The 14,483-nt window shown below is 60.0% G+C and carries 12 protein-coding genes; 9 read left to right on the top strand and 3 right to left on the bottom strand.

Translation table 11 applies throughout. The features are described 5' to 3' along the window. The first annotated feature begins 42 nt into the window (after nt 1–42). The gene (gene prpF, locus ACW9HX_RS19780) at nt 43–1,233 is read left to right on the top strand and encodes a 2-methylaconitate cis-trans isomerase PrpF (RefSeq protein ID WP_457381903.1); all 1,191 of its coding nucleotides are present in this window, start codon (nt 43–45) and stop codon (nt 1,231–1,233) included. 307 nt (nt 1,234–1,540) lie between these two features. After that, nucleotides 1,541–3,025, top strand: coding sequence for a 2-methylcitrate dehydratase (prpD, locus tag ACW9HX_RS19775; protein ID WP_457381902.1), 1,485 nt, complete (start codon nt 1,541–1,543; stop codon nt 3,023–3,025). 20 nt (nt 3,026–3,045) lie between these two features. Here the strand turns inward: prpD and ACW9HX_RS19770 are convergent, their stop codons facing one another. The 3 genes from ACW9HX_RS19770 to ppsR all read right to left on the bottom strand — a co-directional run bounded on the left by ACW9HX_RS19770 (nt 3,046) and on the right by ppsR (nt 7,242). Continuing rightward, nucleotides 3,046–4,368 carry an ABC transporter ATP-binding protein gene (locus tag ACW9HX_RS19770; protein ID WP_457381901.1) on the bottom strand — a complete coding sequence of 441 codons (1,323 nt, stop codon included), beginning with the start codon at nt 4,366–4,368 and terminating at the stop codon, nt 3,046–3,048. A gap of 14 nt (nt 4,369–4,382) precedes the next feature. Then, the gene (locus ACW9HX_RS19765; RefSeq protein WP_457381900.1) at nt 4,383–6,128 is read right to left on the bottom strand and encodes an ABC transporter permease; all 1,746 of its coding nucleotides are present in this window, start codon (nt 6,126–6,128) and stop codon (nt 4,383–4,385) included. Between the two features lie 295 nt (nt 6,129–6,423). Next, nucleotides 6,424–7,242: a posphoenolpyruvate synthetase regulatory kinase/phosphorylase PpsR gene (ppsR, locus tag ACW9HX_RS19760; RefSeq protein WP_011333245.1), complete on the bottom strand. Its 819-nt coding sequence runs from the start codon at nt 7,240–7,242 to the stop codon at nt 6,424–6,426. A gap of 174 nt (nt 7,243–7,416) precedes the next feature. Here ppsR and ppsA point away from each other — a divergent pair, with 174 nt between their 5' ends. The 7 genes from ppsA (at nt 7,417) to sigX (ending at nt 14,433) form a co-directional block, all read left to right on the top strand. Next, the gene (gene ppsA, locus ACW9HX_RS19755) at nt 7,417–9,792 is read left to right on the top strand and encodes a phosphoenolpyruvate synthase (protein WP_457381899.1); all 2,376 of its coding nucleotides are present in this window, start codon (nt 7,417–7,419) and stop codon (nt 9,790–9,792) included. 93 nt (nt 9,793–9,885) lie between these two features. Further along, nucleotides 9,886–10,875 carry an alpha/beta fold hydrolase gene (locus tag ACW9HX_RS19750; RefSeq protein WP_457381898.1) on the top strand — a complete coding sequence of 330 codons (990 nt, stop codon included), beginning with the start codon at nt 9,886–9,888 and terminating at the stop codon, nt 10,873–10,875. Between the two features lie 226 nt (nt 10,876–11,101). Further along, nucleotides 11,102–11,593, top strand: a complete 492-nt coding sequence (gene rraA / locus ACW9HX_RS19745) for a ribonuclease E activity regulator RraA (RefSeq protein ID WP_457381897.1) — start codon at nt 11,102–11,104, stop codon at nt 11,591–11,593. Nucleotides 11,594–11,617: 24 nt separating this feature from the next. After that, entirely contained in the window at nt 11,618–12,613 is a 996-nt protein-coding gene (locus ACW9HX_RS19740) for a zinc transporter ZntB (protein WP_457381896.1), read from the top strand. A 63-nt stretch (nt 12,614–12,676) separates the two neighbouring features. After that, nucleotides 12,677–12,925 (top strand): CrfX protein, encoded by a 249-nt coding sequence (locus ACW9HX_RS19735; RefSeq protein WP_085700244.1) that lies wholly within the window; start codon nt 12,677–12,679, stop codon nt 12,923–12,925. A gap of 2 nt (nt 12,926–12,927) precedes the next feature. Next, nucleotides 12,928–13,752, top strand: a complete 825-nt coding sequence (locus ACW9HX_RS19730; RefSeq protein ID WP_065259736.1) for a mechanosensitive ion channel family protein — start codon at nt 12,928–12,930, stop codon at nt 13,750–13,752. A gap of 90 nt (nt 13,753–13,842) precedes the next feature. Further along, nucleotides 13,843–14,433 carry an RNA polymerase sigma factor SigX gene (gene sigX, locus ACW9HX_RS19725; RefSeq protein ID WP_011333251.1) on the top strand — a complete coding sequence of 197 codons (591 nt, stop codon included), beginning with the start codon at nt 13,843–13,845 and terminating at the stop codon, nt 14,431–14,433. The last annotated feature ends 50 nt before the right edge of the window (nt 14,434–14,483 follow it).

Raw genomic sequence — 14,483 nt, 5'->3', positions numbered from 1 at the left:
AACGCGGGCCGAACGGCCCGCATTTGCTGAAAAGGAGCATCCATGGCTCACGCACCACAGATCAAAATCCCCGCCACCTACATGCGCGGCGGCACCAGTAAAGGCGTGTTTTTCAGCCTCAAGGATCTGCCCGAAGCCGCGCAGATTCCCGGCCCGACCCGCGATGCTCTGTTGCTGCGGGTGATCGGCAGCCCCGACCCGTACGACAAACAGATCGACGGCATGGGCGGCGCCACGTCGAGCACCAGCAAAACCGTGATCCTGTCGAAAAGCATCAAGGCCGATCACGACGTCGATTACCTGTTCGGTCAGGTGTCCATCGACAAGCCGTTCGTGGACTGGAGCGGCAACTGCGGCAACCTGTCGGCGGCGGTCGGTTCATTCGCCATCAGCAACGGTCTGGTGGACGCCAGCCGCATTCCGCATAACGGTGTGGCGGTGGTTCGTGTGTGGCAGGCCAACATCGGCAAGACCATCATCGCCCACGTGCCGATCACCAATGGCGAAGTCCAGGAGACCGGTGATTTCGAACTCGACGGCGTGACCTTCCCGGCTGCCGAAGTCCAGGTCGAATTCATGGACCCGGCAGCGGAAGAAGAGGGCGGCGGTGGTTCGATGTTCCCCACCGGCAACCTGATCGATGAGCTGGAAGTGCCGGGCGTCGGTACGTTCAAAGCCACGATGATCAACGCGGGTATCCCGACGATCTTCGTCAACGCCGAAGACATCGGCTACGCCGGCACCGAACTGCAGAGTGCGATCAACAGCGATCCGAAAGCGTTGCAGATGTTTGAGACCATTCGTGCCTATGGCGCGCTGCGCATGGGCCTGATTTCCAGTCTGGACGAAGCCGCCAAGCGTCAGCACACGCCGAAGGTTGCCTTCGTCGCCAAACCTGCGGATTACGTGGCGTCCAGCGGCAAGGCGATTGCTGCCGGGGATGTGGATCTGCTGGTGCGGGCGTTGTCCATGGGCAAGCTGCACCACGCGATGATGGGCACGGCGGCGGTGGCGATTGGCACGGCGGCGGCGATTTCCGGCACCTTGGTGAATCTGGCGGCTGGTGGTGTTGAACGTAACGCGGTGCGGTTCGGGCATCCGTCCGGGACATTGCGCGTCGGGGCCGAAGCCAGTCTGGAGAATGGTGAGTGGGTTGTGAAGAAGGCGATCATGAGCCGAAGTGCGCGGGTTCTCATGGAAGGTTACGTCCGCATTCCTGGCGACTCTTTCTGATCCGAAATCGATGCCCTCACCCCAGCCCTCTCCCGGAGGGAGAGGGAGCCGACCGAGTCGTAATCAGATGTCCTGCGACCTGAAGCATCTTGGCGATTATGGATTCACCGAAAAGCATCCAGGTCGATGTCACTCGAAAGATCATCTCGGTCAGTTCCCTCTCCCTCCGGGAGAGGGCTAGGGTGAGGGGAAAAACTCACTGAAGAAACACCCCAAAGCAGACACCCACGATCTGCTCTAAACAAAAAACCAACCAGCCCCTGAGGAAGACCCCACCACTCATCATTCCCCACCCAGGAGAACCGCAATGAGCGCCAACGTCGACCTGAACAACCGCCCCGACTACGACCGTGTCCTGCAGGACATCGCCGATTACGTCCTCAACTACAAAATCGAATCCGCCGAAGCCCTCGACACCGCTCGCAACTGTCTGATGGACACGTTGGGCTGCGGCCTGCTGGCCCTGCGCTTTCCCGAATGCACCAAGCATCTGGGGCCCATCGTCGAAGGCACCGTCGTGCCATTCGGCGCGCGAGTCCCTGGCACGTCCTATCGCCTGGACCCGGTAAAAGCCGCGTGGGACATCGGCTGCATCGTGCGCTGGCTGGATTACAACGACACCTGGCTCGCCGCTGAATGGGGGCATCCGTCGGATAACCTCGGCGGGATTCTCGCGGTGGCCGATCACTTGTCGCAAAAGCGTCTGGCCAATGGCGAAGCGCCGCTGACGGTACGCGCCGTGCTCGAAGCGATGATCATGGCCCACGAGATTCAAGGCGTGATCGCGCTGGAAAACTCCTTCAACCGCGTAGGACTCGACCACGTGATCCTGGTGAAAGTAGCCTCGACGGCGGTTGTCGCCAAACTGATGGGCGCCAATCGCGAGCAGTTGTTGTCGGCATTATCCCAGGCGTTTGCCGATGGTCAGGCGTTGCGCACTTACCGTCATGCGCCGAACGCCGGTTCGCGAAAATCCTGGGCGGCGGGGGATGCATCGAGCCGGGGTGTACGTCTGGCGGATATCGCGATGCGCGGCGAAATGGGGATTCCCGGTGTGTTGACGGCCAGGCAGTGGGGGTTCTACGACGTGCTGTTCAGCCACACCAACAACGATCTGGCGCTCAAGCCTGAGGATAAACGTGCCTTTAGCTTCTCGCGTCCGTTCGGCAGTTACGTGATGGAAAACGTGCTGTTCAAGATCAGTTTTCCCGCCGAATTCCACGCGCAAACCGCCTGCGAAGCCGCCGTGACCCTGCATCCGCAGGTGCGCAATCGTCTGCATGAAATCGACCGGATTGTCATCACCACCCACGAATCGGCGATCCGAATCATTTCCAAGGTCGGACCACTGGCCAACGCCGCCGACCGCGATCACTGCCTCCAGTACATGACCGCCGTGCCGCTGGCGTTCGGCAATCTGGTGGCGGAGCAGTACGAAGACGATTTCCACGGGGCCCATCCGGTCATCGATGTGCTGCGCGAGAAAATGGTCATCGTCGAAGATCCGCGCTTCACCCGCGAATATCTCGAAGCCGACAAACGCTCGATTGCCAACGCGGTGCAGGTGTTTTTCAAGGACGGTTCCAGCACGCAGAACGTGGTGGTGGAATACCCGATCGGTCACCGTCGGCGCCGGGCCGAGGGCATTCCGTTGCTGGAGGACAAGTTCAAGGCGAACCTGGCCACGCGTTTCACCGGCCAGCGCAGCGCCGAGATCCTTGCGCTGTGCAAGGATCAGGCGCGGCTTGAGGCGACGCCGGTCAACCGCTTTGTCGACCTGTTCGTGATCTGAAACGCCGGGATGGTCGAGGGCTACATGCTGCCCTCGACGTCCTCCAGGCTGAACGTTTCGGTGTGGTCGTCGTAGGAGAAGATCTCCGCATAGCGGCCCCAGGCAATCACGATCTCCAGGTTTTTCTCGACGAAGGCTTCGGTCAGCGAATCTTCCAGTTCCTGCTCGAAACGCACCCGTGGCGCCCGGTGGCCGTTGCGTTCCAGCAACACCTGGCGGATACGTGCGGCCAGCGGTATGTAGCGGATCAGGTGTTCGGCGAACAGGGTCTTGCGCTCTTGCGTGCCGTAGTCAGCGAACAGTTTGCCGGCGTCGGTCAGGGTGATGTCGGCACCCTTGAGTTCGGCGAAACCCAGGTATTCGAGCATCTCGGCGACCGGAAACAGATCGTCCACTTCCAGCAGGCGCCGCTCGGCCACGGTGGGCAGGCCGGCGTGGCCGTTGTAGGGTTCGGCCGCGAGGGTTTCGATCAGGCCCGCCATGAGGTTGGTGGACACTTCCTGCAGCGGACTGCTGATCTTCAGCTCAGGTTTGCCGGTACTGGCGTCTGCCGTGCGGCGATCGGTCATCTGCGCGTAAATATCATCGACCATCTGCCGGAAGGCCGGGTCCAGGCGATTGCGCGGATGGGCGAAGGGCACCTTGATTTCCGCCACCAGCCGACCGGGGTTGGACGACAGCACCAGAATGCGGTCGCACATCAGCACCGCTTCTTCGATGTTGTGGGTGACGATCAGGATCGATTTGATCGGCAGTTGCTTGCCGCTCCACAGGTCCAGCAGATCGTTTCTCAGGGTTTCGGCGGTCAACACGTCCAGCGCCGAGAAGGGTTCATCCATCAGCAGCAGCGTCGGGTTGACCACCAGCCCGCGAGCGAACCCCACGCGCTGGCGCATGCCGCCGGACAACTCGCGAGGGTAGGCGTTTTCGAAACCGTCCAGGCCGATCAGGTCGATGGCGGCCAAGGCACGCTTGCGCGCTTCCTTGCGTTCGACCTGCAGGGCTTGCAGGCCGGCCTCGACGTTTTCCAGCACGGTCAGCCACGGGAACAGCGCAAAGGTCTGGAACACCATGGCCACGCCTTCGGCCGGGCCGTCCAGCGGCTTGCCGTTGTACAGGACTTCACCCGACGAAGGCTGGATCAGGCCGGCGATGATCCGCAGCAATGTGGACTTGCCTGAACCTGAGCGGCCAAGCATGCCGACAATCTCGCCTTCGTGCAGCGCCAGGTTGACTCCGCTGAGCACTTGCAGCTCGTCCTTGCCCTTGCCAAACACCCGGTTGACGTCGGTGAGCGAGTAGATTTCGGGTGTGGCGCCAGCGTGTTCGGTAAAGGTATTCATCACATCGAATCCCGTCAGTTCAGGCGAAGTTTGTTTTCGGCCATGGCGTACATCGGTCGCCAGACCACGCGATTGAAGGCCACGACAAAGAACGACATCACCACCACGCCGAGGGTGATTTTCGGGAAGTCGCCGGCGGCCGTGGTTTGCGCGATGTAGGCGCCCAGGCCATGGGCGACGACTTTGTCCTGCCCCCAGGAAACGAATTCGGAGACGATGCTGGCGTTCCATGCACCACCCGAGGCGGTGATGGCGCCGGTCACGTAGTACGGGAAGATCCCGGGGAGCATGACCTTGCGCCACCACAGCCAGCCGCGAATGCGGAAGTTGGCGGCGGCTTCCTTGAAGTCATTGGGGAAGGCGCTGGCCCCGGCGATCACGTTGAACAGGATGTACCACTGGGTGCCCAGCACAATCAGCGGGCTCAGCCAGATATCCGGGTTCAACTGGTAACGCAGGATCACGATGACGAACACCGGGAACAGCAGGTTCGCCGGGAACGCTGCGAGGAACTGCGCCAGCGGCTGGATCTTTTCCGCCAGCGCCGGACGCAGGCCGATCATCACGCCCAGCGGCACCCAGATCAGTGAGGCGATGAAGATCAGCCCGGCCACCCGCAACAGGGTGAACAATCCCATCAACAACACATGCCCGACCTCGGCAAACGTCACTTCGGTGCCGACATACAGCACGATGTGATAGAGCGCATACGCGGTCAGCAACCCGATCAGCGAGCCCCAGATCCAGTCAATGGCCTTGGTGGTGGCGGGGCTTTCCGAGGCCATGACCTTGCGCGCGGTGCGCGGCAGGTTCAGGCGCATGTTGCCGAGGCGGCTGATGACGCGGGTGATGGGGCGCAAAATGCGCTGGATCAACCGGGTGCGCTGGATCAGATTCAGTACCCAGGACTCCGGAGCGGCGGTCTGCGATGCGGTGTTTTCCATGCGGAACTTGTCGGCCCAGGCCACCAGGGGGCGGAACAGGAACTGGTCATAAATCAGGATGACCGCGACCATCGTCAGGATCACGTAGCCCACGGCGTGCATGTCTTTCTGCGCGATGGCCAGGGCCAGGAACGAGCCGATCCCCGGCAGGGTGATAGTCTGGTCACCCACGGTAATTGCTTCGGACGCCACCACGAAGAACCAGCCGCCGGACATGCTCATCATCATGTTCCAGACCAGCCCGGGCATGGCGAAGGGGACGTCGAGCTTCCAGAACTTCTGCCAGCCGGACAGTTGCAGGTTGGTCGACACTTCCACCAGGTCACGCGGCAGCATGCGCAGCGACTGGTAGAAGCTGAAGGTCATGTTCCACGCCTGGCTGGTGAAAATGGCAAAGATCGCGGCCAGTTCCGCACCCAGCACCCGGCCCGGAAACAACAATAGAAAGAAGGTGACGGTGAAGGAGATGTAACCCAGCACGGGCACCGATTGCAGGATGTCCAGCACCGGCACCAACAGTTTTTCGGCCCGGCGGCTTTTCGCGGCCAGTGTGCCGTAGAGCAGGGTGAACACCAGTGCCGCGACCATCGCCGCGAGCATGCGCAGGGTGGTGCGCATGGCGTATTCGGGCAGGTTGCCCGGGTCGAGGGACACCACTTCACTTTGCAGAGAGCCGATCGGGGCCCAGGTTTCCCGGGCACCGATGGAGAAAAACAGCAAAAAGCCGATCACCAGCGGCAGGGCGATCAAGTCCCAGCGATTGGGCAACAGGCGCCGTGTCGAGGCCGGGATGTAGTGGCGGAACACTTTGTTCATAGGCAGTGAGTCCTGCAGCGTTCTGAGTGGAGGCGCGGCTGTCTGAGCGTAGCTTCTGTCTGCATTGCGCACCCGGGAATGAGCGGGCGCTCATTCCATGACTTCAAGCAGGAAGTGGATGCTGCGGACCCGGTGAATTCACCGGGTCGAGAGGGTTGGCGCATCCGGTTTAGGGCCGGATACGCAACTTGCGCGGATTGTATATTTCGGAATGTTACAGAGGCGTAAAAAACACGGTCTGCGAGGACTTTGCGTTACTTCATTCAGCGTGCGGACAGGTTGAGGGACGTGGGGCTTACTTGAACCGCCGCTCGACGCCTTTTTCCACGAGAATCTTCGCCGAAATCTCTTCCACCGAAAAATGCGTGGAATTGATATGCGGGATGTTCTCGCGGCGGAACAGGTTCTCCACTTCGCGCACTTCGAACTCGCACTGGGCGTAGCTCGAATAGCGGCTGTTGGGCTTGCGCTCGTTGCGGATCGCGGTGAGGCGGTCCGGGTCGATGGTCAGGCCGAACAGTTTGTGCTGGTGGGCGCGCAGGGCGGCCGGCAATTGCAGGCGTTCCATGTCGTCTTCGGTCAGCGGATAGTTGGCCGCGCGGATGCCGAATTGCATCGCCATGTACAGACACGTCGGCGTCTTACCACAACGCGACACGCCCACTAGTATCAGGTCGGCCTTGTCGTAATAGTGGGTGCGGGCGCCGTCGTCGTTATCGAGGGCGAAGTTCACCGCCTCGATCCGCTCCATGTAGTTGGAGTTGTGACCGATCGAATGGGATTTGCCGACGGTGTAGGAAGAGTGCTCGGTCAGTTCCTGCTCGAGCGGGGCGAGGAAGGTCGAGAAGATGTCGATCATGAAACCATTGGAGGTTGCGAGAATCTCACGAATGTCCTGATTGACGATGGTGTCGAAGATGATCGGCCGGAAACCGTCGGTTTCAGCGGCTTTGTTGATTTGTTGTACCATGGCCCGCGCTTTTTCCACGCTGTCGATGTAGGGCCGCGTGAATTTGCTGAAGGTAATGTTTTCGAACTGCGCCAGAAGGCTTTGACCCAGGGTTTCGGCGGTAATGCCGGTGCCATCGGAGATAAAGAAAGCAGATCGTTTCATTTGCACCTTGGGCCTTAAGCTAATGAGTATTTCTGGATATGATAGGCGCGATTTGCCGGCCGCCATTGGCCCGCATTCTCACTTATTTTCCAGGTCCAGGCCATACAGCCGGCCAAGGCTCCCCCGAGCCGCCGGTTTCTGAGCTTTTCCAACACAGTTAGTGGAGAGATCACCTTGGTAGAGTACGTAGTTTCCCTCGATAAGCTCGGCAAACACGATGTTGAGCATGTGGGGGGCAAGAACGCATCCCTGGGCGAGATGATCAGTAACCTGGCCGGTGCCGGTGTTTCGGTCCCCGGCGGCTTCGCCACCACGGCGCAGGCCTATCGCGACTTCCTGGAACTGAGCGGTCTGAACGATCAGATCCACAAGGCCCTCGATGCGCTGGACGTCGATGACGTCAATGCCCTGGCCAAGACCGGCGCCCAGATCCGCCAATGGATCATGGAAGCCGAATTCCCTGAAAAACTGAATACCGAGATCCGCACCGCCTTCGCCGCGCTGTCGGCCGGTAATCCTGACGTGGCCGTGGCCGTGCGTTCCTCCGCCACCGCCGAAGACTTGCCGGACGCTTCGTTCGCCGGTCAGCAGGAAACCTTCCTGAACATCCGTGGCGTGGAAAACGTCATCCGCGCGGCCAAGGAAGTGTTCGCTTCCCTGTTCAACGACCGTGCCATCTCCTACCGCGTGCACCAGGGCTTCGACCACAAACTGGTCGCCCTGTCGGCCGGCGTGCAGCGCATGGTGCGTTCGGAAACCGGCACCGCCGGCGTGATGTTCACCCTCGATACCGAATCCGGCTTCCGTGACGTGGTGTTCATCACCGGCGCCTACGGCCTGGGCGAGACCGTCGTACAAGGCGCGGTGAACCCGGACGAATTCTATGTCCACAAGGGCACGCTGGAGGCCGGTCGCCCGGCAATCCTGCGCCGCAACCTGGGCAGCAAGGCCATCAAGATGATCTACGGCGACGAGGCCAAGGCCGGTCGCTCCGTGAAGACCGTCGATGTCGACAAGGCCGAGCGCGCGCGTTTCTGCCTGACCGATGCTGAAGTCAGCGAACTGGCCAAGCAGGCGATGATCATCGAGAAGCATTACGGCTGCCCGATGGACATCGAGTGGGCCAAGGACGGTGACGACGGCAAGCTGTACATCGTGCAGGCCCGTCCGGAAACCGTGAAGAGCCGCACCCAGGCCAACGTCATGGAGCGTTACCTGCTGAAAGAAACCGGCACCGTGCTGGTTGAAGGCCGTGCGATCGGCCAGCGTATCGGCGCCGGCAAGGTGCGGATCATCCGCGACGTGTCCGAAATGGACAAAGTGCAGCCGGGTGACGTGCTGGTCTCCGACATGACCGACCCGGACTGGGAACCGGTGATGAAGCGCGCCAGCGCCATCGTCACCAACCGTGGCGGCCGTACCTGCCACGCGGCGATCATCGCCCGTGAACTGGGGATTCCAGCCGTTGTAGGTTGCGGCAACGCTACTCAGCTGTTGAAAGATGGCCAGGGCGTGACCGTGTCCTGCGCCGAAGGCGACACCGGTTACATCTTCGAAGGCGAACTGGGCTTCGACATCAAGAAAAACTCCGTGGATGCCATGCCGGAGCTGCCGTTCAAGATCATGATGAACGTCGGCAACCCGGACCGCGCCTTCGACTTCGCGCAGCTGCCGAACGCCGGTGTGGGCCTGGCCCGTCTGGAGTTCATCATCAACCGCATGATCGGCGTCCACCCGAAAGCGCTGTTGAACTACGACGGCCTGCCACAGGAAATCAAGGACAGCGTCGACAAGCGCATCGCCGGTTACGACGATCCGGTCGGCTTCTATGTCGAAAAGCTGGTTGAAGGCATCAGCACCCTGGCCGCTGCGTTCGCACCGAAGAAGGTCATCGTGCGTCTGTCGGACTTCAAGTCCAACGAGTACGCCAACCTGATCGGCGGCAAACTGTACGAGCCGGAAGAAGAAAACCCGATGCTGGGCTTCCGTGGCGCTTCGCGTTACATCAGCGAATCGTTCCGCGACTGCTTCGAGCTCGAGTGCCGTGCGCTGAAACGCGTGCGCAACGAGATGGGCCTGACCAACGTCGAAATCATGGTGCCGTTCGTCCGTACCCTCGGCGAAGCCAGCCAGGTGGTCGATCTGCTCGCCGAAAACGGCTTGAAGCGCGGCGACAACGGCCTGCGCGTGATCATGATGTGCGAACTGCCGTCCAACGCGATCCTGGCTGAAGAATTCCTCGAATTCTTCGACGGCTTCTCGATCGGTTCCAACGACCTGACTCAGCTGACACTGGGTCTGGACCGTGACTCCGGGATCATCGCGCACCTGTTCGACGAGCGTAATCCGGCGGTCAAGAAGCTGCTGGCCAATGCGATTGCCGCGTGCAACAAGGCCGGCAAGTACATCGGCATCTGCGGTCAGGGTCCTTCGGACCACCCGGATCTTGCCAAGTGGCTGATGGAGCAGGGCATCGAAAGCGTGTCGCTGAACCCGGATTCCGTACTGGAAACCTGGTTCTTCCTGGCTGAGGGTCAGGCGCAGGCCTGATCGGTGAGTGAAGAGGCCGGTCCCTGACCGGCCTCTTTAGGATTCAAGTAGGGCGAGCTCTCCGGATGCCGCCCTTTTTTGTGCAAGAGCATTATGCAAAGCAGCAGTGACCTATTTCCTGTCGCCCTGATCAGCGCCGAACGACGCGGTGATCTGAGCGAAGACGTATACCGCTTGAAACCGGGCAACAGCCCTGACTGGTCCGTGGAAATCGCGGTGACCCGTCTCGGCATGGCCGATGAACCGGCGACACGCGGCGTACCAGTGATTTTGCTGCATGGCAGCTTTTCCAATCGACGCTTCTGGTTCTCGCCGAAAGGTTTGGGGCTGGGCGCGTATCTGACGCGTCTGGGATTCGATGTGTGGATCCCGGAAATGCGCGGCCACGGCCTGTCCCAGCGCAACGAGGACTACCGCCGCAACCGCGTTGCCGACTACGCCCGATACGATCTGCCGGCCATTGCCGCGTTCGTACGCGAGCAGAGTGGTCAGGTGCCGCACTGGATCGGCCATTCGCTGGGCGGTATCACCCTGGCGGCAGCGCTGGGCGGAGAGTACCTCGGTGAACCGGCCGTGGCGTCGGCGGCGTTTTTCGGCACGCAGGTCAGCCGCACTTACTGGCCGCTGAAGATTCCACCGGTGGAGTGGAGCGGACGTTTCATTCTCAAGCGTTTTGCGCAGTTGTCCGGTTCGCGGCTCAAGCGTGGCCCTGAGGACGAGCCGATCGGCCTGGCCCTGGAAAGCATGCGCTGGTACGGCCTGTTCGGGCGTTTCGGTGACAAGGACAAGGATTGGTGGGCGGGACTCGCCGACGTTCAGGTGCCTGTTTTGGCGGTGACGGCGGCCGGGGACCATCAGGATCCGGCGTGGGCCTGCCGCAAACTGTTCGATCAGATTGGCTCCGAGCAAAAGCAGTTCATCAACCTGGGGCGCGAGCAGGGTTTCAACGACAATTTCGGTCATGTCGAGATGTTGGTGAGCAAGGCCGCCCAGGCTGAAGTCTGGCCGCTGGTGGCGCGCTGGTTGACTGACCAGCACACGCCATTACTCGGCGAAAAGGTGGATCTGGCTGCGGCGGGATGAGCGGACGGCTCTGAAAAGGGCATTTCGTTCAAGTCGGCTTGCGGCTAAGATATGACGCATTGGGCGGTTCTGGTCATATTTGGTGACTGTTTCGCTATTACGTTTCAGCCTTTGTTCAGGTTCGGTCAGCGACCATTGCATGGACTAAGGTAAACAGCGACCGCCGGGACTCGTTTCAAAAGAGTGCGACATCCTTGATCGTCTTCCTTGTTACAGGAGTTTTTCGATGAACCATTACCTTACGCCTGACCTGTGCGACGCCTATCCGGAGCTGGTGCAGGTGCTGGAACCGATGTTCAGCAATTTCGGCGGCCGTGATTCCTTCGGCGGCGAAATCGTGACCATCAAGTGCTTCGAAGACAACTCGCTGGTCAAGGAACAAGCCGAACTCAAGGGCAACGGCAAGGTGCTGGTGGTCGATGGTGGTGGTTCCCTGCGCTGCGCGCTGCTGGGCGACATGATTGCCGAGAAAGCCGCGAAAAACGGTTGGGAAGGGCTGGTGATCTACGGCTGCATCCGCGATGTGGATGTCATTGCCCAGACTGATCTCGGCGTCCAGGCGCTGGCCAGCCACCCGAAGAAAACCGAAAAACGCGGTCTTGGCGACCTTAACGTGCCGGTGACTTTCGCGGGTGTCACTTTTCATCCGGGCCAATACATCTATGCGGACAACAACGGCGTGATCATTTCGCCGAGCCCGCTGACGATGCCTGAATAAAACGCGGCAAGCACTGGGGTGAGGATGTTCGAGGAAGAAAACGCGCAATGGGGGCTGGTGCATGCCCTGGTGCTGGACGGTAAAGGCGGTGCGCGTTCGATAGCCCGGACTGATCTCGACAGTTTGCAGCTGCAGGCACACGAAAGCCTGTGGCTGCACTGGGATCGCAGTCACCCGCAGACTCAGACGTGGTTGCGCAAATCCAGTGGGCTCAACGAGTTCACCTGCGATCTGCTGCTGGAAGAGAACACCCGTCCACGGCTGTTGCCGCTGCCCGATTCCGAATTGCTGCTGTTTTTGCGCGGTGTCAACCTCAATCCTGGGGCCGAGCCGGAGGACATGGTCTCGGTACGGATTTTCGCTGCGGCCCAGCGTGTGATTTCCCTGCGTTTGCGCCCGTTGCGCGCCACCGATGAACTGTTGGCGATGCTGGGGGAGGGCAAAGGTCCGAAAACCTCGTCCGAACTCATTCTCTATCTCGCTCAATACCTCACCAACAAGGTGCAGGATCTGGTCACTTGCCTCTCGGAAGTGGTCGATGAAGAGGAAGAAAAGCTGGATGCCGACGAACGGTATACCCCCGAGCATGGTGCCGTTTTGCACATCCGTCGCCGGGCGGCCGGACTGAAGCGTTTTCTTGCGCCGCAGCGGGACATTTTCGGACAGCTGACGCGGATAAAACTGCCCTGGTTCGTCGATGACGACGCCGACTACTGGAACGAATTGAACAACAGCCTGACCCGCTATCTCGAAGAGCTCGAATTGACCCGAGAGCGCGTGGGGCTTGTGCTGGACACCGAAGACCGGCGTTTGAGCGTGCGCATGAATCGCACCATGTACCGCTTCGGGATCATCACCGGGATCTTTTTGCCAATGAGTTTTCTCACCGGCTTGCTGGGGATCAATGTGGGCGGAATTCCGCTTTCGGGAAGCCCCTACGGATTCCTTGTGGCGTGCCTGCTGATGGTCTCGGTGGCACTCGGACAATGGTGGTTGTTCCGCCGTTTGCGCTGGGTATGACGATGCGCCATGTGACCCGACCAAATTTGCCCGCGTCTTTCACAGACATCACGAGAGGTGCGTATGCACGATCCGTTTGAACAGTCTTTGCGCGACATGCTCAACGCCTCGCCGTCCGGCCGCGACGACGACGCATGCCTGGGCCGCGTACTCAAAACCGCCAACCGCCAGGTCGGCGCCGGCGATCTGTTCAGCCTGCTGGGCCGCTGGCTGCCCGCGCTGATGATCGCCCTGAATAACGGCTCGGCTCATGTCGCGCCGGTTTCCCGTCTCCGTAAACCTACCGCTCGCACTGCTGATAAGGCTGATTGAATATGGAACTTGATCTCTGGACTCAGAGCCTCGTCACGGCAATGACTGCGTTGTGGACCAAAGTCGCTAATTTCATCCCGAACCTGTTCGGCGCACTGGTGGTGCTGCTGTTGGGCTTCGTCGTGGCCAAGTTGCTGGACACCCTTTTGTCCAAGCTGCTCGCCAAGCTGGGTCTGGATCGCCTGATGGGCGGCACCGGGCTGACAAAATTGATGTCCCGTGCGGGACTGCAAGTGCCGATCTCGACCCTGATCGGAAAAATCGTCTATTGGTTTGTTCTGCTGATTTTCCTGGTATCTGCGGCAGAATCCCTTGGGCTTGAGCGTGTTTCAGCTACGCTGGACATGCTGGCGTTGTATGTACCGAAAGTATTCGGCGCCGCGCTGGTGCTGCTGGTCGGTGTATTGCTGGCGCAACTGGCCAACGGGCTGGTGCGCGGGGCGGCAGAAGGCGTTGGTCTGGACTACGCTTCAGGGCTTGGGCGAATTGCCCAGGGCCTGGTGATCATCATCAGCATCTCGGTCGCGATCAGTCAGCTCGAGGTCAAGACCGACCTGCTGAACCATGTGATCGTCATCGTATTGATTACCGTTGGTCTGGCGGTTGCGCTGGCCATGGGCCTGGGAAGCCGGGAAATTGCCGGTCAGATTCTTGCGGGAATCTATGTGCGTGAGTTGTATCAGGTTGGGCAACAAGTGCGTGTTGGCGAGGTCGAAGGCCAGATCGAAGAGATCGGCACGGTTAAAACCACATTGCTGACCGATGAGGGTGAGCTAGTCTCTCTCTCCAATCGGATCCTGCTGGAGCAGCATGTGAGTAGCCGCTAACCCGGCAAACCCTGCTAATGTATGCCGCCGCAAAATGCCAGCTGATGCTGGCAGCGGTGGACATTGACCTGACTGTCGGCACGACTTGTTTTGAATAAAGCCCAAACGCTATCCACGCGCTACGACCCCCGCGAGCTCTCTGATGAGGAGTTGGTCGCGCGCTCGCATACCGAGCTGTTTCACGTGACGCGCGCCTATGAAGAACTGATGCGGCGTTACCAGCGAACATTATTTAACGTCTGTGCGCGGTATCTTGGGAACGATCGCGACGCAGACGATGTCTGTCAGGAAGTGATGTTGAAGGTGCTGTACGGCCTGAAGAACTTCGAGGGGAAATCGAAGTTCAAGACATGGCTATATAGCATCACTTACAACGAATGCATCACGCAGTATCGGAAGGAACGGCGAAAGCGTCGCTTGATGGACGCATTGAGTCTTGACCCCCTTGAGGAAGCGTCCGAAGAAAAGGCGCCGAAACCCGAGGAGAAGGGCGGACTCGATCGCTGGCTGGTGTATGTGAACCCGATTGACCGTGAAATTCTGGTGCTACGTTTTGTCGCAGAGCTGGAATTTCAGGAGATCGCAGACATCATGCACATGGGTTTGAGTGCTACAAAAATGCGGTACAAACGTGCTCTAGATAAATTGCGTGAGAAATTTGCAGGCATTGCTGAAACTTAGTTCGGCGCAAATATCTCTTACGTGTAGGCAAGTTCTGATAGACTTGCCGC

The organism is Pseudomonas sp. SDO52101_S400 (genome assembly GCF_054071635.1).
The sequence above is the reverse complement of the archived record's forward strand: the minus strand, read 5'-3'. Positions and strand labels throughout refer to the sequence as shown.

Coding starts and splice junctions, on each gene's coding strand:
- ppsR (WP_011333245.1), bottom strand. CDS start 7,242: ATGAAACGATCTGCTTTCTTTATCTCCGATGGCACCGGCATTACCGCC.
- rraA (WP_457381897.1), top strand. CDS start 11,102: ATGAACCATTACCTTACGCCTGACCTGTGCGACGCCTATCCGGAGCTG.
- ACW9HX_RS19740 (WP_457381896.1), top strand. CDS start 11,618: ATGTTCGAGGAAGAAAACGCGCAATGGGGGCTGGTGCATGCCCTGGTG.
- ACW9HX_RS19730 (WP_065259736.1), top strand. CDS start 12,928: ATGGAACTTGATCTCTGGACTCAGAGCCTCGTCACGGCAATGACTGCG.
- ACW9HX_RS19750 (WP_457381898.1), top strand. CDS start 9,886: ATGCAAAGCAGCAGTGACCTATTTCCTGTCGCCCTGATCAGCGCCGAA.
- ACW9HX_RS19735 (WP_085700244.1), top strand. CDS start 12,677: ATGCACGATCCGTTTGAACAGTCTTTGCGCGACATGCTCAACGCCTCG.
- prpF (WP_457381903.1), top strand. CDS start 43: ATGGCTCACGCACCACAGATCAAAATCCCCGCCACCTACATGCGCGGC.
- ACW9HX_RS19765 (WP_457381900.1), bottom strand. CDS start 6,128: ATGAACAAAGTGTTCCGCCACTACATCCCGGCCTCGACACGGCGCCTG.
- prpD (WP_457381902.1), top strand. CDS start 1,541: ATGAGCGCCAACGTCGACCTGAACAACCGCCCCGACTACGACCGTGTC.
- ACW9HX_RS19770 (WP_457381901.1), bottom strand. CDS start 4,368: ATGAATACCTTTACCGAACACGCTGGCGCCACACCCGAAATCTACTCG.